Source organism: Cellulosimicrobium sp. MI9406, assembly GCF_040595865.1.
Classification (GTDB): domain Bacteria; phylum Actinomycetota; class Actinomycetes; order Actinomycetales; family Cellulomonadaceae; genus Cellulosimicrobium; species Cellulosimicrobium funkei.
In genome coordinates this window covers 150137-176386 of the sequence record NZ_JALIZI010000004.1, presented here as the reverse complement: position 1 = coordinate 176386, position 26250 = coordinate 150137, and the positions used below count along the sequence as shown (strand labels likewise).

Annotated in this window: 24 protein-coding genes and 1 riboswitch; of the genes, 12 read left to right on the top strand and 12 right to left on the bottom strand. The window is 75.8% G+C overall.

What is annotated here, in order from left to right; genetic code table 11:
• Positions 1-21 precede the first annotated feature (21 nt).
• On the bottom strand, positions 22-2775 hold the full coding sequence (gene pcrA / locus MT994_RS08985) for a DNA helicase PcrA (RefSeq protein WP_354805948.1): 2754 nt from the start codon (positions 2773-2775) through the stop codon (positions 22-24).
• Between the two features lie 168 nt (positions 2776-2943).
• On the opposite strand from pcrA, the gene MT994_RS08980 reads away from it, so the two are divergent.
• A complete protein-coding gene (locus MT994_RS08980) occupies positions 2944-3324 on the top strand; it encodes a VOC family protein (protein WP_308820710.1) in 381 nt (126 codons plus the stop codon).
• A gap of 17 nt (positions 3325-3341) precedes the next feature.
• Here the strand turns inward: MT994_RS08980 and MT994_RS08975 are convergent, their stop codons facing one another.
• From MT994_RS08975 to MT994_RS08960, 4 genes are all read right to left on the bottom strand, one after another.
• Complete coding sequence (locus MT994_RS08975; RefSeq protein WP_076405117.1) at positions 3342-3824, bottom strand: DUF456 domain-containing protein; 483 nt, start codon at positions 3822-3824, stop codon at positions 3342-3344.
• 27 nt (positions 3825-3851) lie between these two features.
• Complete coding sequence (locus tag MT994_RS08970) at positions 3852-4658, bottom strand: alpha/beta hydrolase (RefSeq protein WP_354805945.1); 807 nt, start codon at positions 4656-4658, stop codon at positions 3852-3854.
• Positions 4655-5215: a PadR family transcriptional regulator gene (locus MT994_RS08965; RefSeq protein ID WP_211931928.1), complete on the bottom strand. Its 561-nt coding sequence runs from the start codon at positions 5213-5215 to the stop codon at positions 4655-4657. Before MT994_RS08965 ends, MT994_RS08970 begins: the two co-directional genes overlap by 4 nt.
• A gap of 100 nt (positions 5216-5315) precedes the next feature.
• Positions 5316-5690, bottom strand: a complete 375-nt coding sequence (locus MT994_RS08960) for a hypothetical protein (protein ID WP_354805944.1) — start codon at positions 5688-5690, stop codon at positions 5316-5318.
• Between the two features lie 411 nt (positions 5691-6101).
• Here MT994_RS08960 and MT994_RS08955 point away from each other — a divergent pair, with 411 nt between their 5' ends.
• The 5 genes from MT994_RS08955 to cobA are packed head-to-tail and all read left to right on the top strand — an operon-like array spanning position 6102 to position 12559.
• Entirely contained in the window at positions 6102-7871 is a 1770-nt protein-coding gene (locus tag MT994_RS08955; RefSeq protein ID WP_354805942.1) for a nitrite/sulfite reductase, read from the top strand.
• Positions 7868-8755 (top strand): phosphoadenylyl-sulfate reductase, encoded by an 888-nt coding sequence (locus MT994_RS08950; protein WP_354805941.1) that lies wholly within the window; start codon positions 7868-7870, stop codon positions 8753-8755. The genes MT994_RS08955 and MT994_RS08950 overlap by 4 nt, the downstream gene beginning before the upstream one ends.
• A gap of 8 nt (positions 8756-8763) precedes the next feature.
• On the top strand, positions 8764-9759 hold the full coding sequence (gene cysD / locus MT994_RS08945; protein WP_085388368.1) for a sulfate adenylyltransferase subunit CysD: 996 nt from the start codon (positions 8764-8766) through the stop codon (positions 9757-9759).
• Entirely contained in the window at positions 9759-11141 is a 1383-nt protein-coding gene (locus tag MT994_RS08940) for a GTP-binding protein (RefSeq protein WP_354805939.1), read from the top strand. The genes cysD and MT994_RS08940 overlap by 1 nt, the downstream gene beginning before the upstream one ends.
• 20 nt (positions 11142-11161) lie before the next feature.
• The gene (gene cobA / locus MT994_RS08935) at positions 11162-12559 is read left to right on the top strand and encodes a uroporphyrinogen-III C-methyltransferase (protein WP_354805937.1); all 1398 of its coding nucleotides are present in this window, start codon (positions 11162-11164) and stop codon (positions 12557-12559) included.
• Positions 12560-12575: 16 nt separating this feature from the next.
• Here cobA and MT994_RS08930 read toward each other — a convergent pair whose 3' ends face one another.
• A complete protein-coding gene (locus tag MT994_RS08930) occupies positions 12576-13274 on the bottom strand; it encodes a response regulator transcription factor (protein WP_021483838.1) in 699 nt (232 codons plus the stop codon).
• A complete protein-coding gene (locus tag MT994_RS08925) occupies positions 13271-14632 on the bottom strand; it encodes an ATP-binding protein (protein WP_061266871.1) in 1362 nt (453 codons plus the stop codon). Before MT994_RS08925 ends, MT994_RS08930 begins: the two co-directional genes overlap by 4 nt.
• 136 nt (positions 14633-14768) lie before the next feature.
• Between MT994_RS08925 and MT994_RS08920 the strand changes: the two genes are divergently transcribed.
• The gene (locus MT994_RS08920; RefSeq protein ID WP_354805935.1) at positions 14769-16541 is read left to right on the top strand and encodes a PspC domain-containing protein; all 1773 of its coding nucleotides are present in this window, start codon (positions 14769-14771) and stop codon (positions 16539-16541) included.
• A complete protein-coding gene (locus MT994_RS08915) occupies positions 16541-17152 on the top strand; it encodes a hypothetical protein (RefSeq protein WP_354805934.1) in 612 nt (203 codons plus the stop codon). The genes MT994_RS08920 and MT994_RS08915 overlap by 1 nt, the downstream gene beginning before the upstream one ends.
• Positions 17153-17299: 147 nt before the next feature.
• Here MT994_RS08915 and MT994_RS08910 read toward each other — a convergent pair whose 3' ends face one another.
• Positions 17300-18106 (bottom strand): hypothetical protein, encoded by an 807-nt coding sequence (locus MT994_RS08910; protein ID WP_308820719.1) that lies wholly within the window; start codon positions 18104-18106, stop codon positions 17300-17302.
• A gap of 207 nt (positions 18107-18313) precedes the next feature.
• Here MT994_RS08910 and MT994_RS08905 point away from each other — a divergent pair, with 207 nt between their 5' ends.
• Positions 18314-19474: a glycosyltransferase family 4 protein gene (locus tag MT994_RS08905; RefSeq protein WP_340698626.1), complete on the top strand. Its 1161-nt coding sequence runs from the start codon at positions 18314-18316 to the stop codon at positions 19472-19474.
• Positions 19475-19478: 4 nt separating this feature from the next.
• On the opposite strand, the gene guaA is transcribed toward MT994_RS08905, so the two are convergent.
• Together guaA and thiE are read right to left on the bottom strand one after the other, a co-directional pair.
• Positions 19479-21092, bottom strand: a complete 1614-nt coding sequence (guaA, locus tag MT994_RS08900) for a glutamine-hydrolyzing GMP synthase (protein WP_044144565.1) — start codon at positions 21090-21092, stop codon at positions 19479-19481.
• Between the two features lie 42 nt (positions 21093-21134).
• Positions 21135-21848, bottom strand: a complete 714-nt coding sequence (gene thiE, locus MT994_RS08895) for a thiamine phosphate synthase (protein ID WP_354805932.1) — start codon at positions 21846-21848, stop codon at positions 21135-21137.
• 44 nt (positions 21849-21892) lie between these two features.
• A riboswitch (TPP riboswitch) is annotated at positions 21893-21995 on the top strand.
• Here thiE and thiO point away from each other — a divergent pair.
• From thiO to MT994_RS08880, 3 genes are all read left to right on the top strand, one after another.
• Positions 21985-23259 carry a glycine oxidase ThiO gene (thiO, locus tag MT994_RS08890; RefSeq protein WP_354805931.1) on the top strand — a complete coding sequence of 425 codons (1275 nt, stop codon included), beginning with the start codon at positions 21985-21987 and terminating at the stop codon, positions 23257-23259. (Overlaps the previous riboswitch by 11 nt.)
• Positions 23260-23264: 5 nt before the next feature.
• Positions 23265-23498, top strand: a complete 234-nt coding sequence (thiS, locus tag MT994_RS08885; protein ID WP_076405108.1) for a sulfur carrier protein ThiS — start codon at positions 23265-23267, stop codon at positions 23496-23498.
• Positions 23499-23507: 9 nt separating this feature from the next.
• Positions 23508-24350 (top strand): thiazole synthase, encoded by an 843-nt coding sequence (locus MT994_RS08880; protein ID WP_354805930.1) that lies wholly within the window; start codon positions 23508-23510, stop codon positions 24348-24350.
• Between the two features lie 99 nt (positions 24351-24449).
• Here MT994_RS08880 and MT994_RS08875 read toward each other — a convergent pair whose 3' ends face one another.
• Positions 24450-25763: a ThiF family adenylyltransferase gene (locus MT994_RS08875; protein ID WP_354805929.1), complete on the bottom strand. Its 1314-nt coding sequence runs from the start codon at positions 25761-25763 to the stop codon at positions 24450-24452.
• Complete coding sequence (locus tag MT994_RS08870; RefSeq protein WP_354805928.1) at positions 25760-26206, bottom strand: DUF3817 domain-containing protein; 447 nt, start codon at positions 26204-26206, stop codon at positions 25760-25762. The genes MT994_RS08875 and MT994_RS08870 overlap by 4 nt, the downstream gene beginning before the upstream one ends.
• Positions 26207-26250: the final 44 nt, after the last annotated feature.

The window sequence follows — 26250 nt, the reverse complement described above, 5'->3', positions numbered from 1 at the left end:
TGCGTGGCGGCGCGTGGTGCGTCAGAGCTTGGTGACGGGCGAGTACCGCAGCAGCAGCCGCTTGGTGCCGTCCGCGCCGAAGTCGATCTTCGCGACGGCGTTCGGCCCCGCGCCCTCGAGCGAGACGACCGTCCCGAGCCCGTACGCGTCGTGCGTGACCTTGTCGCCGACGGCGAGGCTCGGCACGTCCCCGTCGGCCCGCGGCGTCGCCGACCCGAACTTCGCCCCGCCGGAAGGCGAGCCGAACGCGGCGCGGGCAGGGGCCGACGACGACGGGTCGTGGCGGGTCTGGCGGGAGCGGCCCGAGGAACGAGGGCCGCGGATGGTAGACCCGTCGTCGTCGGCGCCTGTCCGCGCCCCCGACCCGAATCCGGAACGCGAACCGGACCACGAGCCCGAGCCGCGGCCCCAGACGGACCCGCCCGCGCGCAGCGTCGCCATCGACGACTCGCGCCGCCGCCAGTCCCACAGCTCCTCGGGGATCTCCTCGAGGAACCGGCTCGGCGGGAACTCGTTCGCCATGCCCCACGCGGAGCGCACCGCGGACCGCGACACGTAGAGCCGCTCGCGCGCGCGGGTGATGCCCACGTAGGCGAGGCGGCGCTCCTCGGCGAGCTCGGCGTCGTCGTGCAGGGACCGCATGTGCGGGAACGTGCCGTCCTCCATGCCGGTGAGGAAGACGACGGGGAACTCGAGACCCTTCGCGGTGTGCAGGGTCATGAGCGTGACGACGCCCGGGTCCTCCTTCTCCTCGCCCTCGTCCTCCTCGTCGGCGCCGTCGTCCGCGGGGATCTGGTCCGCGTCGGCGACGAGCGAGACGCGCTCGAGGAAGTCGGACAGCGTGCCCTCGGGGTCGAGCTCGCTGAACTCCGTCGCGACGGCGTGCAGCTCGGCGAGGTTCTCGACGCGCGTCGCGTCCTGCGGGTCGTCGCTCGCGCGCAGCTCGGCGAGGTAGCCCGTGCGGTCGAGGACGGCGCCGAGGATCTCGGACGGGCTCGCGCCGGAGTCGGCGAGCTCGCGCAGCCCGGTCATCAGCTCCGCGAAGGCGCGCAGCGGGTTGAGCGTGCGGTTCGTCAGGCCGGGGATCTCGTCGATGCGGGCCAGCGCCGCGCCGAACGAGATGCGCTCGCGGTCCGCGAGCGCCGCGACGGCGCCCTCGGCGCGGTCGCCGAGACCGCGCTTGGGCACGTTGAGGACGCGGCGCAGGTTGACGTCGTCGTCGAGGTTGTCGATCGCGCGCAGATACGCCACGGCGTCCTTGACCTCGCGCCGCTCGTAGAAGCGCGTGCCCCCGACGACCTTGTACGGCAGGCCGACGCGGATGAGTACCTCCTCCAGCGCGCGGGACTGCGCGTTCGTGCGGTAGAAGACCGCGACGTCGCCGGGGCGCACGCCCTCGGTGTCGCCGAGGCGGTCGATCTCCTCCGCGACGAACCGCGCCTCCTCGTGCTCGTTGTCCGCGACGTAGCCGATGACCTTCGCGCCCGCGCCGGAGTCCGTCCACAGGCGCTTGGGCTTGCGGTCGGGGTTGCGCGAGATGACGGCGTTGGCGGCCGAGAGGATGTTCTGGGTCGAGCGGTAGTTCTGCTCGAGCAGGATGGTCCGGGCGTCCGGGTAGTCGGCCTCGAACTCGAGGATGTTGCGGATCGTCGCGCCGCGGAACGCGTAGATCGACTGGTCGGCATCGCCGACGACCGTGAGCTCGGCAGGGTCGAGCGCGGGGACCTGCGCCTCGCCCGTGCCGCTCGTCGCCGCGTCGGTCGCCGCGGAGTCCTCCCCCACGCCCGCGAGCTCGCGCACGAGCACGTACTGCGCGTGGTTGGTGTCCTGGTACTCGTCGACGAGCACGTGGCGGAACCGGCGGCGGTAGTGCTCGGCGACCGCGGGGAACGCCTGGAGCAGGTTCACCGTGGTCATGATGATGTCGTCGAAGTCGAGCGCGCTGGCCGCGACGAGACGGGCCTGGTAACGCGTGTAGACGTCGGCGAGCACCTGGTCGAACTCGGGCACGTTCGCGCCGTGCTGGCCGGCCCGCGCTGCGAGGCCGTCGTCCGTCGCGTGGGCGCCGGAGTCGCGGGCGTAGGTCTCGGGATCGATGAGCTCGTTCTTGAGGTCTGAGATCTTGTTGGCGAGCGACCGGGCCGGGTACTTCTTCGGGTCCAGGTCGAGCTCGCGCGTGACGAGGGTGATGAGCCGCTGGGAGTCCGCGGCGTCGTAGATCGAGAAGCTCGACCGCAGGCCGAGCGTCTTCGCCTCGCGCCGCAGGATGCGCACGCACGCCGAGTGGAACGTGGAGACCCACATGTTCCGCGCCGACGGCCCGACGAGCGCCTCGACGCGCTCGCGCATCTCGGCCGCGGCCTTGTTGGTGAACGTGATCGCGAGGATCTGGCCCGCGCGCGCCCGGCCCGTGGCGAGCAGGTGCGCGATGCGGTGCGTCAGCACGCGCGTCTTGCCCGACCCGGCGCCCGCGACGATGAGCAGCGGTCCGCCCGCGTGCACGACGGCCTCGCGCTGCTGCGGGTTGAGCCCGTCGAGCAGCGCGTCGGGGTCGAGGTGCGCGTACCGGCCGCGGCGCTCGCCCGACGGCGCACCGCCGGTCGTGCCCGGCGCGCCGTCCCCGGCGGGCGACCCCGCGCCGTCGGGCACGGCCGGGTCGTCGGTCCAGCGCGGGGCGGTCCGCGGGAGGCGGGACTCGCCGCCGTGGTCGACGCGCGGGCCGTCGAACAGCGTGTCGAGGCCGGGCAGCGGGAGGTTCTCGAAGAGCGAAGCCATAGCCCCTCCAGCCTAGGCGCCCGCACCCACACCCGGCACCGCCCGGCCGGCGCGTCCGCCGACGGTCCTCACCGGCGGGTCGTGCCGATGAGTCCTGCCGCCCGGCCCGGTCTCTCCTTCGTCCGCCGCACGTGCGCGCAGCACGGCCCGCACCACGAAGGAGTCCCCATGACGACGACGCACCTCACGGGCGTGCACACCGTCGCGATCCCGGTCACCGACCAGGACCGCGCGCTCGCCTACTACACCGGGACGCTCGGCTTCGAGCTCCGCATGGACGGCGAGCTCCAGGAGGGCTTCCGCTGGATCGAGGTCGCGCCCCCGGGCGCCGGGACGTCCGTCGCGCTCGTCCCGGCCGACGGCGGCCGCGGCGCGGGCGTCGACACCGGCATCCGCCTCACGACGACGGACGCCGCGGGCGACCACGCGACGCTCACCGCGGCGGGCGCGGACACAGGCGAGCTCCTGCGCTGGGAGGGGGTCCCGCCGATGTTCGCGCTGCGCGACGCCGACGGCAACACCCTCTACGTGATGGAGCGCCCCGGCTGACCGGGGACACCCCCGGGTCAGGTGATCGCGAGCCCGACGCCCCACGTCGCGGCGGCGAGCAGCCCGCCGAGGAGCTGGACGAGGATCGTGATGCCGGTCGCCTGCATCGCGGCGACCGTCGCGCGCCAGGCGGCGCGCCGGTCGCGGCGGCGCACGAGCTCGGCGAGGAACACGGCGAGCACGAACCCGATGAAGAGCCCGACCACCGGGATGACGAAGAACCCGACGACGCCCGCGATACCGCCCCACACGAGGGTCGACCACGGGACGTCCGCCCGGCGCATGTGCCGACCCGCGAGGACGTACTGCGACACCTCGGCGGCGACGACGAGCACGGCCGCGACCGCGAAGACGACCCAGGCCGCCGTGCCGCCCGTGACGATCGCCCACACGAGGATCGCCCCGAGCACGAGCACGTTCCCGGGCAGGATCTGCACGACGATCCCGATCAGCCCGACCAGGATCGCCAGCCCGACGAGGACCTCTCCACCGACGCTCACGGGGGAAACCCTCGCACGTCCGGCGCGCTACGCACGCCCCGCGGGCGGGACCAGCCGGGGGTGTGCGACGCCGTCGACCACCCACGAGCGGATCATCGCGCTGAACAGGTCGGGGTCCTCCGCGCTCCACTGGTGGTGCATGCCGGGCGCGAGGCGGACGACGGCGTCCGGCACCCGGCGGGCGATCGTCCCGAGCGCGGAGCGCGCGGCGCGCAGGTCGCGCGAGCCCGCGACGGCGAGGATGCGCGTACCCGACGCCTCGAGGCCGGTCGGCCAGCAGCCGCCGTAGACGTCGCGCAGGGTGCGGGCCATGTTGTCGCGGCGGATCGCGAGGCCGGACCGGACGAAGAGGTCGCGCGCGTCGGCGGGGAGGCGGAAGGCTCGCGCCTGCGCCTCCCAGTACCAGCGCCGGTCCCACACCCTGAGCTGCGCGCGCCCGACGGCGCCGGCGAGCCCGGGCACGCCGTCGACCGCCGCGCCGGACGCGAGGACGGAGTGCACGAGCCCGGGGTGCCGTGCCGCGACCCGGAGGGCGACGATCCCGCCGTACGACAGCCCGACGAGGTGCACGGCCCGGCCCGCGGGCAGCGCCGCGACGAGGGCGGCCACGTCGTCGGCGGTGGCGTCCAGCGACACGACGTCCTCGGCCGCCCGGGACCCGAAGCCGGGCAGGTCCGGCGTCCGGACGTCGAGGTCGGCGAGGTGCTCGACCTGCGGCTCCCACATCCACGACGCGACGTTGCCGCCGTGCAGCAGGACGACGGAGACCTCGTCCGCCCCGGACCCGTCGGGCGGCGTCGCGGGGTGGCGTCCGACGGCGTCCGGCGTGGTCACGGGAGCACCTCCCGCTCGGTCTCGTCGAGCCACGCGAGCTCGGTCCGGGCGTGCGCGAGGCCGTGGCGGAGCGTGGCGAGACGCAGGGCGAGCCCGCGGGTGCCGCGGACGCGGTCGGCGTCGGGACCGCCGTCGGCGAGGACGGCGGCGACGCGCTCGTGCTCGGCGGTGAGCGCCGCGACCGCCTCCTCCGCCTGCGCGCGGCGGGACGCGAGGAGCTTTCCGACGCCTGCGTCGTCGAGCTGGTCGGCGAAGAACAGCCGCCCGAGGAAGGGCTCACGCGCGTCCTCCGGCTCGATCGGCGCGGCGAGCCAGTCGCGGAGCGCCGCGCGGCCCGCGGCGGTGATCGTGTGGACCTTGCGGTCGGGGTAGCTCTCCTGCGGCACGACCTCCACCTCCGCGAGGCCCGCGTCGACGAGGGCCGCGAGCGTGCGGTAGAGCTGCGAGCGGTCCGCGGCCCAGAAATGGTGCACGGAGGTGTCGAACGCGCGCTTGAGGTCGTAGCCGGTCATGGGCCGGACTGTGAGGAGCCCGAGCACGAGGTATCGAAGGACCATACGACTAGTGGACCATGCACCTAGATCCAGGTCAACGCTTCCCGGGACGACGACGGCCCGCCGACGCGGAGCGTCGACGGGCCGGGTACCGGTGGTGCGGTCAGTTCCAGAACACGGCGACGAGGATGTTGACGAGGGTCAGGCCGCCGATGGCGTGCTTGAGGCCCGGCGCCACGGCGCCGTCGGAGGACTTGGCCCCCTGGCGCTTGGCGACGAACGCGAGGACGGCGATGACGAGGGCGACTACCAGCTTGACGCCGATCTTGGCCATGTCCGGCCCGCCATTCGTCCAGGTCTCCCAGACCGAGGCCTCGCCGATCCCGACCATCGCGATCCCCGCGACGAGCGCGGTGAGCGCCCCGTGGAAGACGCCCTTGTACAGGCCCGGCGAGCGCAGGGACGCGAGGTAGCCACCGAGCACGATGGCCCACCCGATGAAGTGCAGCGCGACGAAGACGTTGTAGAGGAACTCCATGGCCCCATGGTATTTGCTGACGACCCTGTCGTGAAACTTTGCACAAGGTGAGATGCGTCCGGTGACCCACGGCCCTCGACAAAGCAGACTGAATCGGTCTACTATTTCCAGTTTCCCACCATGCGGACCGGGGCTGTCCACGCGTCCGGACCGCGGCTACTGTTCTCGGCATGACCACGGCTGCCCGCACCCTCCTCGTGACCTCCGGTCACGGGACGCCGGCGTGCGCGCACACGTGTCTGAGCTGTTGTCGCTGAACCGCGCCCGACTCAGCGCGAGCCATCGCTCGCCTCTCTTCCCGAGAACCCCTGAGAACCGGCGCGCGCCGTCGGTCCTCAGCCACTCGCAGCACCCTCGCTGAGCGCTCGCCGTCGCGCGTCCCCGCCCCCGACGAGGACACGAGGAACCCCGATGACGCAGGCACCGACTGCGCCCGAGGCCACGGACGGCAGCGCTCCTCCCGCCCGTCCGCCACGGACCGCCGAGCGCCCAGCCCGGACGCCGGGAGACCGCCCCGCGCGCGCCGCTCGACCGAACGGGCAGTGGAAGGTCGACGGCACCGAGCCGCTCAACGCGAACGAGAAGTGGAAGCAGGAGGACGGCGGCCTGTCCGTCCGCGAGCGCATCGAGACGATCTACGCGCGCGACGGCTTCGACTCCATCCCCGGCGACGACCTCCACGGACGCTTCCGCTGGTGGGGCCTGTACACGCAGCGCAAGCCCGGGATCGACGGCGGCCGGACCGCGACGCTCGAGCCGCACGAGCTCGAGGACCGGTACTTCATGCTCCGGGTCCGCATCGACGGCGGGGCGCTCACGACGGAGCAGCTGCGCGTCGTCGCGGGCATCTCGACGGAGTTCGCCCGCGACAGCGCGGACATCACCGACCGCCAGAACATCCAGCTCCACTGGGTCGAGGTCGAGGACGTCCCCGAGATCTGGCGCCGCCTGGAGTCGGTCGGGCTGCAGACGACCGAGGCGTGCGGCGACGTCCCGCGCGTCGTGCTCGGCAGCCCGGTCGCGGGCATCGCCGCCGACGAGCTCGTCGACATCGGCCCGGCCGTCGCGGGGATCACCGAGAAGTACATCGGCGTCCCCGAGCTCGCGAACCTGCCCCGCAAGTTCAAGACGGCGCTCACCGGCCACCCGAGCCAGGACGTCGTCCACGAGATCAACGACGTCGCGTTCGTCGCGCACCGCCACCCCGAGCTGGGCGTCGGGTTCGACCTGTGGGTCGGCGGCGGCCTGTCCGCGAACCCGCGTCTCGGGGAGCGCCTCGGGGCGTTCGTCACCGAGGAGCAGGTGCCCGACGTGTGGCACGGCGTCGTGCAGATCTTCCGCGACTACGGCTACCGCCGGCTGCGTAACAAGGCACGCCTGAAGTTCCTGCTCGCCGACTGGGGTCCGGAGAAGTTCCGCGAGATCCTCGAGACCGAGTACCTCGGGTACGCGCTGCCCGACGGCCCCCCGGCGCCCAAGCCGTCCGTCCCCGGCGACCACGTGGGCGTGCACAAGCAGAAGGACGGGCTCAACTACGTCGGGGCGGCGCCGTACGTCGGGCGCGTGTCCGGCACGATCCTCGCGAACGTCGCCGACCTCGCGGAGTCGGTCGGGTCGCACCGCGTGCGCCTCACCCCGCACCAGAAGCTCCTGGTGCTCGACGTCCCGGACGAGCACGTCGAGCACGTCGTGTCGACGCTCAAGGAGAACGGCCTCGACGCCCGGCCGAGCCCGTTCCGGCGCAGCACGATCGCGTGCACCGGCATCGAGTACTGCAAGCTCGCGATCGTCGACACGAAGGACACCGCGACCGCGACGATCGACGAGCTCGAGCAGCGGCTCGGGGACCTGTCCCAGATGAAGCCGCTCTCCCTGCACGTCAACGGCTGCCCCAACTCGTGCGCGCGCATCCAGACGGCGGACATCGGCCTCAAGGGCCAGCTCGTCATGGACGACGACGGCCAGCAGGTCCCGGGCTTCCAGGTCCACCTGGGCGGTGGGCTGGCCTCCGACGACCGCGAGCTCGCGGGGCTGGGCCGGACCGTCCGCGGGCTCAAGGTGACCGCGGACGACCTCACCGACTACGTCGAGCGCGTCGTCCGGCGCTACGAGAGCGACAAGGACGGCTCCGAGACGTTCGCCGAGTGGGCGCACCGCGCGGACGAGGAGGCGCTCCGATGACCGCGGACCTGACCGGAGTGCCCGGTGCTCCTGCGGGCACCGACCCGCTCGCGGCGCTGCGTGCCGCGGCGCGGGCCCGGACGGAGCAGCGCGAGGAGGCGAAGGCCGCGCACCACGCGGAGCGTGCGCGGCAGGCCGCCCAGGGCCGGGAGAAGCGCTCGACCGACGAGCTGCGCGAGATCGCGCGGCGCGGCGCCGAGCTGCTGCACGGCGTGGGCACGCCCGGCGTCGCGGGCGCCACGCGCCCGGAGGCGACCGCCGACGAGGTCGTCGCCTGGGCCGCACGCGAGTTCGGGACGTCCGTCGCGGTCGCGTGCTCCATGGCCGACGCGGTGCTCCCCCACGTCGTCGCGGCGCAGATCCCGTGGGTCGACGTGCTCTTCCTCGACACGGGCTACCACTTCGCCGAGACCGTCGGGACGCGGGACGCCGTCGAGCAGCAGCTGGACGTGACGATCGTCGACGTCAGGCCCGAGCTCACGGTCGCCCAGCAGGACGCGGCGCACGGCAAGGACCTGTTCGGTCGCGACCCGGCGCTGTGCTGCCAGCTGCGCAAGGTCGAGCCGCTGCACCGCACGCTCGCGGGCTACGAGGTGTGGGTCACGGGCGTGCGCCGCGACGAGGCGCCGACCCGGACCGGCACGCCGCTCGTCACCTTCGACGAGAAGAACGGGCTCGTGAAGATCAACCCGCTCGCGGCGTGGTCGTTCGACGACCTGCTCGCGTACGCCGCGCGGCACCAGGTGGTGCTCAACCCCCTGCTCCACGACGGCTACCCGTCGATCGGCTGCCAGCCGTGCACCCGGCGCGTCGCGCCGGGCGAGGACCCGAGGGCCGGCCGCTGGGCGGGGCTCGACAAGACAGAGTGCGGACTCCACGTATGAGGACGGGCATGACGACCATCGACCTGACGACCGACGCGCCGGGCTCCCCCGGCGCCTCCGCCGCCGCGGGCACGACCCCGGCCGCGGCGCTCCCCGGCGGGCGCCGCCTTGCCCAGCTCGACGCGCTCGAGAGCGAGGGCATCCACATCGTGCGGGAGGTCGTCGCCGAGTTCGAGCGACCGGTCCTGCTGTTCAGCGGCGGCAAGGACTCCGTGGTGATGCTGCACCTCGCGGTCAAGGCGTTCGCGCCCGGCCCGGTGCCGTTCCCCGTGCTGCACGTCGACACGGGCCACAACTTCCCCGAGGTCCTGGCCTACCGCGACGCCACGGCCGAGCGCCTCGGCCTGCGCCTCGAGGTGGCGCGCGTGCAGGACTACATCGACGACGGCCGGCTGCGTGAGCGCGCCGACGGCACGCGCAACCCGCTCCAGACGCAGCCGCTCCTCGACGCGATCTCGGGGCACCGGTTCGACGCCGTGTTCGGCGGGGGGCGTCGCGACGAGGAGAAGGCGCGCGCCAAGGAGCGCGTGTTCTCCCTGCGCGACGAGTTCGGCCAGTGGGACCCGCGCAACCAGCGCCCCGAGCTGTGGAACCTCTACAACGGGCGGCACCGCCCGGGCGAGCACGTGCGCGTGTTCCCACTGTCGAACTGGACCGAGCTCGACGTGTGGCGCTACATCGCGCGCGAGCGGATCGAGCTGCCCGGGCTCTACTACGCGCACGAGCGCGAGGTGTTCGACCGCGACGGGATGCTCCTCGCCGTCGGGCCGTACTCCGCGCCCCGCACGGACGCCGAGACCGCCTCGCTGCGGACGGAGACCGTGCGCTACCGGACGGTCGGCGACATGTCGTGCACCGGCGCCGTGCGCTCGGACGCGGCGGGTGTCGAGGACGTCATCGCCGAGGTCGCCGCGACGCGCATCACCGAGCGTGGCGCGACCCGCGCCGACGACCGCCTCTCCGAGGCCGCCATGGAGGACCGCAAGAAGGAGGGGTACTTCTGATGGGCACCCAGACCAGCACCGTCACCGCGGACGCGGCACCGCCGCTCGACGACGCGCGCCGCGGCACGCTGCTTCGCCTCGCGACGGCGGGGTCCGTCGACGACGGCAAGTCCACGCTCGTGGGCCGCCTGCTGTTCGACTCGAAGTCCGTGCTCGCCGACCAGCTCGACGCGGTCGAGCGCGTCTCGCGCGACCGCGGGCTGGAGACCGCCGACCTCGCGCTGCTCACCGACGGCCTGCGGGCCGAGCGCGAGCAGGGCATCACGATCGACGTCGCGTACCGGTACTTCGCGACCGCGCGCCGGTCGTTCATCCTCGCCGACTGCCCCGGGCACGTGCAGTACACGCGCAACACCGTGACGGGGGCGTCGACGGCGGACGTCGTCGTGCTGCTCATCGACGCGCGCAAGGGCCTGCTGGAGCAGACGCGCCGCCACCTCGCGGTCGCGAGCCTGCTGCGCGTGCCGCACGTCGTCGTCGCGGTGAACAAGATCGACCTCGTCGACTACAGCGAGGCGCGCTACGCCGAGCTCGCCGCGGACATCCGGGCGGCGGCGACGTCGCTCGGCGTCGGCGACGTGCACACGATCCCCGTCTCGGCGCTCGTCGGCGACAACGTCGTGGACCGGGCCAGCGCGCGCACGCCCTGGTACGACGGCCCGAGCCTGCTCGAGCTGCTCGAGGAGCTCCCGACGGGCGACGACCCGGAGACCGAGGCGTTCCGCTTCCCCGTCCAGGTCGTCATCCGCCCGCAGGCCGCGGCCGACGAGCGCTACCGCGACTACCGCGGGTACGCCGGGCAGGTCGCGTCGGGCGTCGTGACGGTCGGCGACGAGGTCGTGGTGCTGCCCTCCGGGCGCCGCACGACGGTCGTCGGGATCGACACCGCCGACTCCCTCGCGAGCGGCACGGAGCTCACCGAGGCGTTCGCCCCGCAGTCGGTGACGATCCGCCTCGCCGACGACGTGGACGTCGCGCGCGGCGACCTCCTCGCGTCCGCGGCCGAGGCCCCCGACGTCACGCAGGACGTCGAGGGCACGGTCGCGTGGCTGGGCGACCGTCCGCTCCTGCCCGGCGCGCGCGTGCTGCTCAAGCACACGACCCGCACCGTGCAGGCCGTGGTGCGCGACGTCGTCGGGCGCCTCGACCTGGACACGGCCGAGCTCGAGCCCGCCGAGCGCCTGGAGCTCAACGACATCGGCCGCGTGACGCTGCGGCTCGCGTCGCCCGTCGCGGCGGAGGAGTACGTCGTGGCGCGCCGCACTGGCGCGTTCCTGCTCGTCGACGCGCAGGACGGCGGCACGCTCGCCGCCGGCATGGTCGGCGACGCGCTCGCCGCCGCCCGCCGCCCGGCGGAACGCCCCGGCTCCTACGCGATCTAGACGACACCTAGGCTGGCACCGTGACCGCACCCATCCACGAGACGTACCCCCTCGGCCTGCGTCTCGACGGCCGCCGCGTCGTCGTCGTCGGCGGCGGCCCCGTCGCCGCACGCCGCACGCGGGGCCTCCTCGACGCGGGCGCGATCGTGGCCGTCGTCGCGCCGTACGTGTGCGAGGACCTCGCCGAGCTCCTCACGGCGCACGGCCCAGGGACCGCCGGTCACGCGGCCGCGCACGGCCCCGCGGCCGGCCCGGCGCGGGACGCCCGGCTCTCCTGGGTGCGGCGCGACTACCTCACGGGCGACCTCGACGGCGCGTGGCTCGTCCACACCGCGACGGGCGACGCCCGCGTCGACGCCGAGGTCGCGGCCGACGCCGAGGCGGACCGCGTCTTCTGCGTCACCGCGGGCGACGCCGAGCGCGCGACCGCGTGGGTCCCGGCCGTCGCGCGCACGCTCGCGCCGGGCGCCTCCGGAGCCGGGGAGGCCGAGGTCACGGTGGCCATCAACGCCGGCCGGGACCCACGGCGCGCCCAGCGCGTGCGCGACGCCGTCGCGGTGCTCCTCGAGACGGGCGAGCTGCCGCTGCGGGCGGTGCGGCCGACCCGCGCCGTCGCCGCGGCGTCGGGCGACGCCGGGCACGAGGCGACGGGGGCGGGATCCGTCACCGCGCCGCTCGTGCGGCCCGTGGGCTCCGTCGCCCTCGTCGGCGGGGGGCCGGGCGACGCGGGCCTGATCTCCGTGCGCGGGCGACGCGTGCTCGCGGAGGCCGACGTCGTCGTGGTCGACCGGCTCGCGCCGCGCGCGCTGCTCGCCGAGCTCGGCGACGACGTCGTGGTGGTGGACGTCGGCAAGACGTCGGGCAACCACCCCGTGCCGCAGGACGAGATCAACCGGATCCTCGTGCACCACGCGCTCGTGGGGAAGCGGGTCGTCCGGCTCAAGGGCGGCGACCCGTACGTGTTCGGGCGGGGTGGCGAGGAGCTCGACGCGTGCCGCGCCCACGGCGTCCCGGTGGAGGTCGTGCCCGGCGTCACGAGCGCCGTCTCCGTGCCCGCCGCCGCGGGCATCCCGGTGACGCACCGGGGCCTGTCGCGCGGGTTCACCGTGCTCACGGGTCACGAGGACGTCGGGAAGGTCCCCGCCGCGAGCGACCACACGGTCGTCCTGCTCATGGGTGTCTCGCGCCTCGCGGAGACGGCCGCGGCGCTCGTCGCGCAGGGCCGCTCGCCCGAGACGCCGGTCGCGGTCGTCGAGGACGGCTACGGCCCCCGCCAGCGGACGACGGTCGGGACGCTCGCGACCATCGCCGAACGGGCCCGCGAGGCCGGAGTGCGGCCCCCGGCCGTGACCGTCGTCGGGGACGTGGTGACCCTCTCCCCCGCCTGGCCGCCCCGCACCCCGCCCGCCCCGCGCTGAGTGCGGGGGCCGCGGCTCAGAGGAGGCGACGCTGGGCCGCCCAGCGGGTGAGCTCGTGACGGGACGACAGCTGGAGCTTGCGCAGGACCGCGGAGACGTGGGTCTCGACGGTCTTGATCGAGATGAACAGCTCCGACGCGACCTCGCGGTACGTGTACCCGCGCGCGATGAGGCGCATGACCTCCTGCTCGCGCGCGGAGAGCCGGTCGAGCTCGTCGTCGTGCACGGCGACGTCGCCCGCGCCCGTGCCGAACGCGTCGAGCACGAAGCCCGCGAGCCGCGGCGAGAACACCGCGTCGCCGCCCGCGACCTGCCCGACGGCGGCCGACAGGTCCGGCCCCGAGATCGCCTTCGTCACGTACCCGCGCGCGCCGGCGCGGATGACCGCGACGACGTCCTCCGCGGCGTCGGACACGGACAGCGCGAGGAACCGCACGTCGCCCAGCACGTCGGCGCAGCGCTGGATGACCTCCGCGCCCCCGCCGCCGTTCCCGCCGGGCAGGTGCACGTCGAGCAGCACGACCGGGGGCCGCAGCTCGTGCACGCGCGCGACCGCCGACCCCACGTCGTCCGCCTCGCCCACGACCGTGACGAGCGCCGGGTCGAGGCTCGCGCGCACGCCGGCCCGGAACATGTGGTGGTCGTCGACGAGCACCACGGGCACCGGCCCGGTGGCGGGTGCGCCGTCGGGCGTCGCGCTGGGGATGGTCGTCACGGGGTCTCCTCGCTCGGTGCGGTCCGCGCCGGGCCGGGGTCCGTCGGCACGTCCGTCGACACGGCCCGCGGCACGCGCAACCGTACCTCGGTGCCCCACCCCGGCCGGCTGATGATCTCGGCCTTGCCCCCGCGGCGCTGCACGCGCCCGAGGATCGACTCGCGCACCCCGAACCGGTCGGGGGCGACGTCGTCCATGTCGAAGCCCTCGCCCCGGTCGCGGACGAACACCTCGACCGCGGCGTCGCTCACCTCGAGGTAGACGGAGTACGGCGGCCCGCCGTGCGCGACGGCGTTGACGAGCGCCTCGCGCGTCGCCTGGAGGAGCGCCGCCGTCTCCTGCGTCGGGGTGCAGTCCCCCACCACGACGACGTCCACGACGACCGGCCCCGGCTCGGGCGCACCGGGCGCCGCGCCGATCGGCTCGGCGCGGCGGCCCACGCGCCCGTCCTCGACCTCCGCCACGAGCGCGCGCAGCTCGGCGGCGAGCGACGTCCCGGGCGAGGGGCGGTCGTCGTAGAGCCACTCGCGCAGCTCGCGCTCCTGGGCGCGCGCGAGGCGCGCGACGGTGTCGGCGTCGGAGGACCGGGCGCGGATGAGGGCGAGCGTCTGGAGCACGGAGTCGTGCAGGTGCGCGGCGATGTCGGCCCGCTCGGCCTCGCGCGCCCGGGCGGCGCGCTCGTCGCCGAGCTCGCGCACGAGCCGCAGCCACCACGGAGCGAGCACGATCGCGACGCCGGCGAGCACCGCGACCGCGGCCACCGCGGCGCGCACGACCTGGGTGGGCCGCGCGTCCTGCCCCACGAGCAGCACGATGCCGACGAGCACGAGCACGACGCCGCCCGCGATGCGCACGACCCCGGCGGGCGTGCGCCCGCCCGCCCGCGTGAGCAGCCGGCCCCGCTCGACGGCGTCGAGCTGGCTCCACGCGAGCGCCGCGCCCGCGAGCGCGATGAGCACGGGGATGACCCACGAGACCTCGACGTCGACGCCCGTGCGCAGCGCCACGAGCAGCGCGGCGCCGCCCAGGAGGACGACGCCGATCGCGACGTCGCGCACGGGCAGGCGCCGCACGCTCCCCTGAAGGCGCGGCGCGAGCCGGGACAGCGAGGCGGGGCGCTGCTCGTCGCGCGCGGCCAGCGGGTCGCCCGACGGGACGGTGAGCCACCAGAACACGTACAGCGCGACGCCCGCGCCGCCCGCGAGCGCGAGGAGCGCCATGACGAGGCGCACGACCCCGACGCCGACGCCGAGGTGCGCCGCGAGGCCCGCGCACACGCCACCCACCCACCGGCCGCGCTCGGGGCGGCGCAGCGGCAGGTCGCGCGGTCGGGCGCCGGGCCGGGCTGCTGTCGTCACCCCCCGATCGTCACACGGCGCGGACGCCCCGAGCGCCCCCGGGCGGGGAAACCAGGGTCGGGCCCCGGGCGGTTCAGGGTCGGGTCAGGGTGGCACCCGATACCGGCGGCGCGCCCCGCGCACCAGCATGGTGGTCATGAGCACTCCCGACCTCCCCGGACCCGGCGCCCAGCCCGGGAGCTCCGGCGGCGACACCGAGACGCCCGGCGCGCAGCCGGGCACCGTCCCCCCGGGGCCGAGCGGCCCCGACCACGGCGGCGGACCGGGCTGGACCGGCCCCGCCGGCCCGCCCCCGGGTGCACCGGGCGCGGCGCCGGGCGAGGCGCCCCGGCGTCCGAGCGGCGCCGACGGCTTCTTCGACGCGGTGCGCCGCGTCGGCATCTACCGCTCGGACGACCGCTGGATCGGCGGCGTCGCGTCCGGCGTGGCGGAGCGGTTCGGGATCGACCCGCTGGTCGTGCGCGGGCTGCTGTTCGTGACGTTCTTCCTCTCCGGCGCCGGGCTCGTCCTGTACGGCGCGGCGTGGGCGCTCCTGCCCGAGCGTCGCGACGGCCGCATCCACCTCCAGGAGGCGTTCCGCGGCAACGTCGACGTCGCGCTGCTCGGCGCTGCGGCGTTCGTCGTGGTCGGGTTCTCGTGGGGCGGCGGCTGGTGGTCGTGGTGGGACGCGCTCCACCTCGGCTGGCTGACCGGCCTGTTCTGGGTCGCGGCCTTCGTCACCGTGGCGGTCGTCGCGGTCTCGGCGCTCACGCAGCGCGGCCCCCGCGGTGGCCAGGGCACGCCTCCGCAGGCTCCGCCGTGGCCGGGCGGTCCGGGCCACGGCCTGGGGGGTCCGGGTCACGGCCCGGGTGCCGGTCCGGCGCAGGGCCCTTACGCCCCGGGCCACGGCCCGACGGCGACCCCCGGCGCCCCCGCGGGCGGCGCGCCCTCGGACGCCCCGTGGGGCAGCGCCGGCCCGGCGTACCCGAGCGGCCCCGCGTACCCGGGCGGCCCGGCGTACCCGGGCGGCCCGACGACGTCCGGCACCCCCGGCGGGTCGCCCGTGGGCGGTGCGCCGACGGGGACGCAGGACGACGCGGTCTGGTCGGCGGAGGCGAGCCCGTACGCCGCCTCCGCGCCCGGCGTGACCGCGCCCCTCCCCCCGCACGCGCCGTACGCTCCCTCCCCGCAGGGCGGCGCGCCGCAGCCGCCGCTCCCGCCGCAGCCGTCGCGCGCCCCGCGCCCGCCGAAGCCCCCGCGCCCGCGCGGCCCGGGTGCGACGACGACCGGCGTCGTCGTCGGGCTGAGCCTCCTCCTGGGGGCGCTGCTCCTCGTGCTCGACCGCCAGGGCGCGCTGCCCTGGCCGGTGTTCCTGACCTGGGCGGGCCTCAGCGGGATCCTCGCGGGCCTCGCGATCGTGGTCAGCGGGCTGCGGGGCCGGACGAGCGGCGGCCTCGGCTGGCTCGCGGTGGTCCTGCTCGTCGTCGCGCTCCCCGCCTCGGCGTGGCGCACGACCCCGTTCACCGTGTTCGTCGACGACTCCGTGCGGACCGTCACCGACGGCACGCACCGCATCACCGACCCCGAGGTCGCCGAGCAGGGGTTCGGCGTATCGTTCGGCGACCCGCGCATCGACCTGTCCGACCTGGACCTGTCCGACGCGACCGCCGGCTCGCCCGTCGAGGTCCCCGTCCGGCTCGGCGCGGGCGACGCGACGGTCGTCGTGCCCGACGGCGTCCCCGTCCGCGCCGAGGTCCAGGTGCTCGCGGGCAACGCGCGCTGGCACGTGGACGGCGACCGTCAGGAGATCGGCGGGGTCAGCACGCAGCCGGTGACGTTCGACAACGACGAGGTTCAGGCGGGCGACGACCCGCTGCTCGTGCTGCAGGTCGAGGTCGGCGCCGGCCAGGTCACGATCGAGGAGGACTGATGAACGACGAGAACCGCCGCGACGACGACACGCGGCCGCTCGGGGACGAGCTGTTCGACCCCGCACCCACGCAGGGCCCCGAGCCGGCTCAGCAGCAGGAACGCCGGGAGGCGTCCGGGACGGACGCGACGGTCCCGCTCCCCGCCGTGACGCCCGCGGCCGACGCCCGCGCGACGACCCCGCTCCCGGCCGCGGCACCGCTGACCGACGTCGGCGCCACGACGCCGCTGCCCGCCATGCCGCCGGCCGACCCGCTGTCGGTCGACGGTCCGTCCGCCGACGCGCCGCCCGTCGGTGCGCCGCCCGTCGGTGCCCCGTCGACTGGTGCGCCGCTCTACGGCGCGGCCCCGACGGCGTCGGGCGCCGACCCGTCGTCCACGGGCGGGGCGCCCGGCGCGGGCGCGGACCCCGGCCCGCTCCCGCGGCGCGGCCCGCGCGTCGCCACGATCGTGTGGGGCTTCGTCATCGTCGCCTTCGCCGTCGTGGTGCTCGCGGCCGCGCTCGGTGCCCGGGTCGACCTAGGGCTCGCGACGATCGTCGTGCTCGCCGCGGCGGGCGTCACGCTCGTCGTCGGGTCGATCGTCTCCGGGGCACGACGCCGTCGAGGCTGAGCCGCACCGGGACCTCCGGGTACGCCGAGGGCCGCGGCACGTCGTGCCACGGCCCTCGGTGTGCCCGAGCGACGCCGCCCCGCACGCTCTCCCCGGTGCGACCCGGTGGGAGCGGGTCCTCGGCGCCCGGACGGGCTGCCGGGACGGTCAGGGGGTCGGCTCGTCGCCCCGCCGCGTCGGGCCGTCGGCCCGGTGCTCGGGCGTGGTCGGCCCGGTCGTCGTCGTCGGGGTGTCGGGCGAGGCCGCGGGCGAGGAGCCCGGTGCGCTCGGCGTGCCCGTACCGGCGGCACCGGTCGGCTCGACGGGCGTCGCCGTCGTGCCGGGAGCGGCCGCGCGGGCCTCGGCGCCGGGGGTCGAGAGCGCGGAGGGGCGGCCCGGGGACGTCGGCTCGGGACGCACCGGAGGCGCCGTCGGCGACGGCTCGACATGCCCCGGCGCGGCGTGCGCGGGTGCGGCGTGCCGACCGGCGTCCGACAGGTCGCCCGACGACGAGTAGCCGCCCGGGGTCTCGACGGCGACGCTCGGCCCGCCCGCGAGCCGCCGGAGCGCGATGCCGACGAGGATGAACAGGATGCCCAGCCCGATGACGAGCGCGCACACCCCGAACGCGACGACGGACGTGAACAGCGACGCGCGCAGGAACGAGGCCGTCATGACGGTCTGGCGCGTGGGGTCGTCCTGGTCGAGCTCGGCGTAGGTCTTGCCGTCGCTCGCCTCGAGGGCGTGCTTGTTGATGACCTCGGCCTGCGCGTACGCGGTGAGCGGCCCGTTGACGTGGCGCCCCGCGAGGAACGACGCGTCGTCGGAGACGGTGATCTCCTCGGCGGACAGCTGGTTCGACACGACGATCCATGTGCCGATGCCCGCGAGGAGAAGGATGATGCCCGCGATGATCGACACGAGGCCGATGCCCCGTGCCCCCTTCGTCGGTGTGACGGTGACGGTGCTCGACATGGCGCGTTCTCCCCTTCGTCAGGACCCACCTGCAGCCGCCCGCGCGAGACCGCCCGCGGGTGCGGGCCGGTCACGGGACGGTCGAACCACCCATACGGGGCCCACGGTAGCGACGGGAGACGCCCACCGCGCGGCGAACGCGCACCTCAGGGCGGGCGCGGCGACGACCGCGCGGCCCGCCAGGGTCGGGATGGGAGGATGCGGTCCGTGCGCATCACCCACCTGACCGACTGCTACCTGCCGCTGCTCGGCGGCATCGAGACCCAGGTCGCGCGGCTCGCGCAGCAGCAGGCGGCCGCCGGTCACGACGTCGCGGTCGTCTGCACGACGCCCGCGCGCCCCGGCGCGCACGGCGTGTCGACCGAGCGGGACGGTGCCGTCACGGTGCACCGGCTCGCCGCGCGCGTCCCGGGCGGCTACCCCGTGCACCCGCGCGCGCCGCACCACGTGGCGCGGGTCCTGCGCGCCGACCGGCCCGACGTCGTGCACCTGCACATGGGCGTGCTGACGCCCTCCACCCAGGCGTCGCTGCGGACGGTCGTGCGCGCGGGGCTGCCCGCGGTGCTCACCGTGCACAGCGTCTGGGGCGGCGCGGAGCGCGCGTTCGCCGGGCTCGACCGCGTGGTCCGCTGGTCCCGCTGGCCCGTGCTGTGGTCGGCCGTGAGCGAGCTGACCGCCGCTCCCCTGCGCCGCATCGTCGGCGACCACGGCGAGGTCGTGGTGCTGCACAACGGCCTCGACCTCGACGCGTGGCGCGTCCCGCGCACCGAGCGCGCCGACCGCATGGAGGGCTCGGCCGTCCACGTCGTGGCCGCGACGCGGTTCGCGCCCCGCAAGCGCGTGCTGCCGTTCCTCGAGGTCGTGCGCGACGCCGTCGCGCGCCTCCCCGAGGGGGCGCTGCACGTGACGCTCGCCGGGGACGGACCCGAGCTGGCCGACGCGCGGCGCTTCGTCACCGAGCACGGGCTGGGGTCGGTCGTGTCGCTCCCCGGCCGCCTCGACGCGACGGGCCTCCAGCGGCTCTACGCGCGCGCCGACGTGTTCGCCGCGCCCGCCGTCGAGGAGGCGTTCGGCATCGCGGCGCTCGAGGGCCAGGCCGCCGGGCTGGCGGTGCTCACGCGCTCGCAGTCGGGCGTGGCGGAGCGCCTCACCGACGGCGTCGACGCGCTCGTGGCGGACGACGACGCCGGCCTCGCCGACGCGCTCGTGCGCCTCGCGACCGAGGACGGCCTGCTCGACCGGATCGTCGCCCACAACCGGGACGTGCCGTCGTCGGCGGGCTGGCCGCGCGTGCTCGCCGACGTGGAGCGGGCATACGAACGGGCCGCGACGATCGCCGTGGATCGTCGGGCCCGTCCGTCCCGCTAGGGGGTCACTCCCACTCGATGGTGCCCGGGGGCTTGCTCGTCACGTCGAGCACGACGCGGTTGACCTCGGAGACCTCGTTGGTGATGCGCGTCGAGATGACGGACAGCACGTCGTAGGGCAGGCGCGTCCAGTCGGCCGTCATCGCGTCCTCGGACGAGACGGGGCGCAGCACGATCGGGTGGCCGTAGGTGCGGCCGTCGCCCTGGACGCCGACCGAGCGGACGTCGGCGAGCAGCACGACCGGGCACTGCCAGATCTCGTCGTCCAGACCCGCCTTCGTCAGCTCCTCGCGCGCGATCGCGTCGGCGGCGCGCAGCGTCTCGAGGCGGTCCGCCGTGACCTCGCCGACGATGCGGATGCCGAGCCCGGGGCCCGGGAACGGCTGGCGCGCGACGATCTCCTCGGGCACGCCGAGCTCGCGGCCGACCGCGCGGACCTCGTCCTTGAACAGGGTGCGCAGCGGCTCGACGAGCGAGAACTGCAGGTCGTCGGGCAGGCCGCCGACGTTGTGGTGGCTCTTGATGTTCGCCGCGCCCTCGCCGCCGCCGGACTCGACGACGTCCGGGTAGAGCGTGCCCTGCACGAGGAACTTCACCTCGGCCCCGTGCTCGCCCGCGTCCTCGACGATCTGGCGCGCCGCGTCCTCGAACACGCGGATGAACTCGCGGCCGATGATCTTGCGCTTCGTCTCCGGGTCGCTGTGCCCGGCGAGCGCGGTGAGGAACCGCTCCTTCTCGTCACGGATCACGAGGTTGACGCCCGTCGCCGCGACGAAGTCGCGCTCGATCTGCTCCACCTCGCCCGCGCGCATCAGCCCGTGGTCCACGTGCACGCACGTGAGCTGGTCGCCCACCGCGCGCTGCACGAGCGCCGCGGCGACGGCGGAGTCCACGCCGCCCGAGAGCGCGCAGATGACGCGCGCGTCGCCGACCTGGGCGCGGATCGCCGCGACCTGGTCCGCGATGACGTTGCCGGGCGTCCAGTCCGGGGCGAGGCCCGCGCCGTCGTACAGGAAGTGCTCCAGCACCGTCTGGCCGTGCGCGGAGTGCTTGACCTCCGGGTGCCACTGCACGCCGTAGAGGCGACGCTCGCGGTCCTCGAACGCGGCGACCGGCGAGCCCGACGACGTCGCGAGGACCTCGAAGCCCTCGGGCGCGCGGTGCACGGCGTCGCCGTGGCTCATCCACGTGGTCTGGTTCTGCGGCGTGCCGTCGAGCAGCACGCCCGCGGCGCACACCTCGACCTCGGTGCCGCCGTACTCGCGCAGGCCCGTCTGGGCGACCTCGCCGCCGAGCGCCTTCGCCATGGCCTGGAAGCCGTAGCAGATGCCCATGACGGGCACGCCGGCCTCGAACAGCGCCGGGTCGACGAACGGGGCACCCGTCGCGTACACGGACGAGGGGCCGCCCGAGAGGATGATCGCGGCCGGGTCCTTCGCGAGCATCTGCTCGACCGTGAAGGTGTGCGGCACGATCTCGGAGTAGACCTTGGCCTCGCGCACGCGGCGCGCGATGAGCTGCGCGTACTGGGCGCCGAAGTCGACGACGAGCACGGGCCGCGGGGTCGAGGCCACCTCGGCGGTGGTGGGGGTGTCGGGAGCGGTGGCGGGTGACGTCACCCGTCCAGGATAGTCGCCGTGCGGCGGGGCTCGTCCCGCGTCTCAGGCGTCGGTGCGCGCCTCGGCGCGCGCCGCGACCCGCTCGCGCAGGGCGCGGGCGGCCGCCTCCGGGTCGCTCGCCGCCGTGATCGCGCGCACCACCACGATCCGGGTCGCGCCCGCGTCGAGGACCGCGTCGAGCCGGTCCGCGTCGATCCCGCCGATCGCGAACCAGGGCGTCGCGGGCCGGGTCGCCGCGACGTCGCGCAGCAGGTCGAGGCCGACGGCGGCCCGCCCCGGCTTCGTCGGGGTCGCCCACAGCGGGCCCACGCAGAAGTAGTCCACCGCCGGGTCGGCCTCCGCCGCGGCCGCCTGCGCGGCCGAGTGCGTGGACCGGCCGAGCACGGGCCCCGCGCCCAGCAGCGCCCGCACCGCCGGGACCGGCAGGTCGCCCTGGCCCATGTGCACGACCGGCGCCCCCGTGACCGACGCCACGTCCGCCCGGTCGTTCACGGCCCACAGCGCGCCGTGCTCCGTCGCGACCCGCGCGACGACCTCCTGGAGCTCGAGCTCGCGCGCGACGTCGAGCGTCTTGTCGCGGAGCTGCACGACGTCCACCCCGCCCGCGAGCGCCGCCCGCAGGAAGTCCTCGAAGTCGCCGCGCTCCTCGCGCGCGTCCGTGCAGAGGTAGAGCCGCGCGTCGGCGAGCCGGGCGCGTGCGGCGTCCCCCGCCGACGGGGTGGGAGTGGCCGGGGTGGTGGAGGTCTCGGAGCTCACCCGCGGGAGCCTAGCCTCGGCGGGCCCACGGCAGGAGGTACTGTGGCCGACAGCACGGGAGCCCCGCACGGGGCTGAGAGGGCGTCGCCGCCGACCGTCGAACCTGATCTGGGTCATGCCAGCGAAGGGAGCGCACATGAGCCTGTCCGTCCACCCGTCCGCGGGTGGCTCCGTCGTGCCCGACGGCGCGCGTGACGTCGTCGTCGTGGGGGGCGGGATCGTGGGTCTCGCCGTCGCGTGGCGCGCGGCGCGCGCGGGCCTGACCGTCACGGTGCTCGACCCGACGCCGGGCGCGGGCGCGACGCATGCCGCCGCGGGGATGCTCGCGCCGGTGACCGAGGCCGACTTCGGGGAGGAGGCCGCCCTGCGGCTCCACCTCGCGGCCGCCGCGGCGTGGCCGGCGTTCGCCGCGGACCTGCGCGCGGCGACGGGGGCGGACGTCGGGCTGCGGACCGCCGGGACGCTCACCCTCGCCTACGACGCGGACGACCTCGCGCTGCTCCGCCGCGTCCTCGCGCTGCACGCCGCGCACGGTCTCGCGTCGCACGAGCTCACCGTCGCCGACGCGCGCCGACGCGAGCCGTACCTGGGCCCGCGCGTCGCCGGGGCGGCGTGGGCCCCCGCGGACCACGCCGTCGACCCGCGCGCGACGCACGCCGCGCTGCTCGCGGCGGTCGTCGGACGCGACACCGCGGGCGCGGGCTCGGCCGCCGGGACCCGCGTCGTCCGCGCGGCCGCGACCCGGCTCGCGCTCGATGCCGGGCGCGTGGTCGGCGTGCACGACGACGCGGGCCGGCTCCACCGCGCGGGTGCGGTCGTCGTCGCGGCGGGCTGGCAGTCGGGCGCCCTGCTCGCGGGCGTGCCGGGCGTCGTCGTGCCCACGCGCCCGGTGAAGGGTCAGACGCTGCGGCTCGACGCGGGCCCGGACCTCGCGCTCGAGCACGTCGTGCGCGGGCTCGTGCAGGGTCGGCCGGTGTACGTCGTGCCGCGCGACGCCGAGCCGACGGGGCCGCGCGCCGGGCACCGGGAGGTCGTCGTCGGGGCGACCACCGAGGAGAACCCCGACGACCGTCGCGCCACCGCCGGCGGCGTCTTCGCGCTCCTGCGGGACGCGCGCGCCCTCCTGCCGGGGATCGACGGGGCCGCGCTGGTCGAGGTGACGCCGCGGGGCCGCCCCGCGACCCCGGACAACCTCCCGCTCGTCGGGCCGACGGACGTCCCGGGGCTGCACCTCGCGACGGGGCACGGCCGCAACGGCATCCTGCTCGCCCCGCTCACGGCCGACGCCGTCGTCGCCGGGCTCGGCAGGCTCTTCGCGCTCGGCGGGACCGAGCCCGGCGACGACGTCGCGACCGCCCTCGCCACCGCCCGGACCGACCGCTTCGCCCGCACCGCCACGACACCGAGGTGAGACCCGTGACCGCACCCGCACCCACCGCGCTCGTCAACGGCGAGCCGTACCCGCTCGACGGCGACGTCGACCTGGAGCGGCTCGTCGCCGCGCTCGTCCCCGCCTACGTCGCCGACGGCACGCCGCAGGGCGTCGCGGTGGCCGTCGGGGACGCCGTCGTGCCGCGCGGCGCCTGGGCGACGACCGTCGTCGCGCCCGGGGACCGCATCGAGATCGTCACCGCCGTCCAGGGCGGCTGAGGAGGACCCATGACCACGACCGACGTCTCCCCCGCCACCGCGAGCGGGCCGACCGGCGCCGACGACCCGCTCGTCGTCGCCGGCACCCTGATCGGGTCGCGCCTCGTCATGGGCACCGGCGGGGCCGCGAACCTGCTCACGCTCGAGGACGCGCTCGTCGCGTCGGGCACCGCCCTCACGACCGTCGCGATGCGACGCGTCGCCGTCCGCGCCGGCGGGGACGCGAGCCCCGACGCGGGGATCTGGGCGCTGCTCGCCCGCCTCGGTATCCGCGCGCTGCCCAACACCGCCGGGTGCTTCTCGGTGCGGGAGGCCGTGCTCACCGCGCACCTCGCGCGCGAGGCGTGCGGTACCGAGTGGGTCAAGCTCGAGGTGATCGCCGACGACGTGACCCTCCTGCCCGACCCGGTCGGCCTCGTCGAGGCGGCGGACCAGCTCGTGCGCGACGGGTTCGTCGTGCTGCCCTACACGAACGACGACCCGATCCTCGCGCGCCGGCTGGAGGACGTCGGCTGCGCCGCCGTCATGCCCCTCGGGGCACCGATCGGCACGGGGCTCGGCATCCTCAACCCGCGCAACATCGAGGCGATCGCCGCCGCGGCCCGGGTGCCCGTGATCCTCGACGCGGGGATCGGCACGGCGTCCGACGCCGCGCTCGCGATGGAGCTCGGCTGCGACGGCGTGCTCCTCGCGACTGCCGTCACGCGCGCCGCCGACCCGGTCCGCATGGCCCGCGCGATGCGCCTCGCCGTCGAGTCGGGCCGGCTCGCCGCGGGCGCCGGGCGCATCCCCCGCCGCGAGGGCGCCCTGGCGAGCTCGTCCCCGCAGGGCCGCCTCGACCTGGCCCTCTGACGCCGTCGACCAGGCCGTCCCGGCGGGCCGAGCAGGCCATCCGGGCTCGTCCGCCGACCAGGACGCACCACGACCACCTGGTCGACGTGCAGGGGGGCGTTAGGGGGCAGGAGGTTCCAGGGCGGTGAGGAGGGCGGGGACGCCGCCGACGACGGAGCGCGCGTCGAGGCCCGCGGCGCGAGCGACGTCCGCGACGCGGGCCGACCGGCCGCCGACCGCGCACACCACGAGCACCGGGCGGTCGGCGGGCAGGTCCGCGAGCGCCGCGGCGGCACCGGGGTCCTGCGCGCCGCCGAGGAACGCGCCGCTCGGGACGAGCGTCGCCCCGGGGAGCGGGCGCACCTGCGCCTCCCAGTCCTCGCGGACGTCGAGGAGGAAGGGTGCGGCGTCGTCGGCCCGCAGCAGGGCGGCCGCGTCGGGGGCGGACACGTCGCGCGGCGCGGGCCCCGGGGCTCCGGTCGGCCCCGCCCCGGCGCCGGGCACCGCCATGGCCGGCGCCACCGGCCGGAGCCCGCAGAACGCGGCGTAGGCGTCGTCGCCCGGAAGGAGCGCGGTGACGGGCTCGCGCGTCGGGTCGGCGCGCACGGTGAGCTGGCGCCACGAGAGGTCGAGGGCGTCGTAGACGGCGAGGCGGCCCAGCAGCGTCGTGCCGGCGCCGGTGACGAGCTTGATCGCCTCGGTCGCCATGACCGAGCCGACGGTGCCGCACATCGCGCCGAACACACCGCCGGTCGCGCAGTCGGGTGCCGCGCCCGGGGGCGGCGGGACGGGGAACACGTCGCGGTAGGTGACCCCACGCGGAGTCTGCTCTCCCGACCCCACGGGATCCGGACCCGCGGCGTCCGGGTGCGGGGCGTCGTCGGGCACGGCGAAGCGGGGCGCGGCCCAGAAGACGCTGACCTGTCCCTGGAAGCGGTAGATCGAGCCCCAGACGACGGGCAGGCCGAGGACCTCGGCCGCGTCGGAGACGAGGTAGCGGGTCGGGAAGTTGTCGGCGCCGTCGAGCACGACGTCGTAGCCGCGCAGCACGTCGAGCGCGTTGTCCGCGTCGAGCCGCAGCGCGTGCTCGACGACGTGGACGTGCGGGTTGACGTCCGCGATGCTCTCGCGCGCGGAGTCGACCTTGCGGCGCCCGACGTCCGACCCGCCGTGGATGACCTGGCGCTGGAGGTTGGACGTGTCGACGGCGTCGTCGTCGACGATGCCGATCGTGCCGACGCCCGCGGCCGCGAGGTAGAGCAGCGCGGGGCTGCCGAGGCCGCCCGCGCCGACGACGAGCACGCGCGCGGCCGCGAGCCGCCGCTGGCCCTCGGTGCCGACGCCCGGCAGCGCGAGGTGGCGCGCGTAGCGCTCGAGCTCCGGCGTCGAGAGCTCGGGACCGGGCGCGACGAGGGGGGCGAGCGGCGTCGTCATGCCGCGTACTGCTCCTCCAGCGCGACGAGCTTCGCGTCGGCCTCGGCGTGCACCTTCTTCTCGAGGATGAACGACATGACCGGGACGACGCCGGCGAACACCATCGTCGCGAGGCGGCCCCAGCCCCAGCGCATCTTGGTCCACAGGTCGAGCACGGTGACGAGGTACACGACGTAGATCCAGCCATGCGCGAAGGGGATCCAGGACACGTACCGCATGATCCCGTCGACGTCGACGAACTGGCCCACGCCGTACTTGACGATCATCTCGACGCACAGGATGAGCAGCATCACACCGGTGACGATCGCGAGGACCCGGTAGCGCGCGAGCGCGCCGCGCGCCTTGCGGATCGCGGTGCGCGCGGCCTCCGCGCTGGGGGCCGCCGCGTCGGCGGGGGCGACGACGGGCGCGTCGGTGGGGGTGGCCGGGTCCTGCGTGGTCATGGGAGAGGTCCTCGTTCCGGGCGAGACGGCCGCGGCGGTCTCCG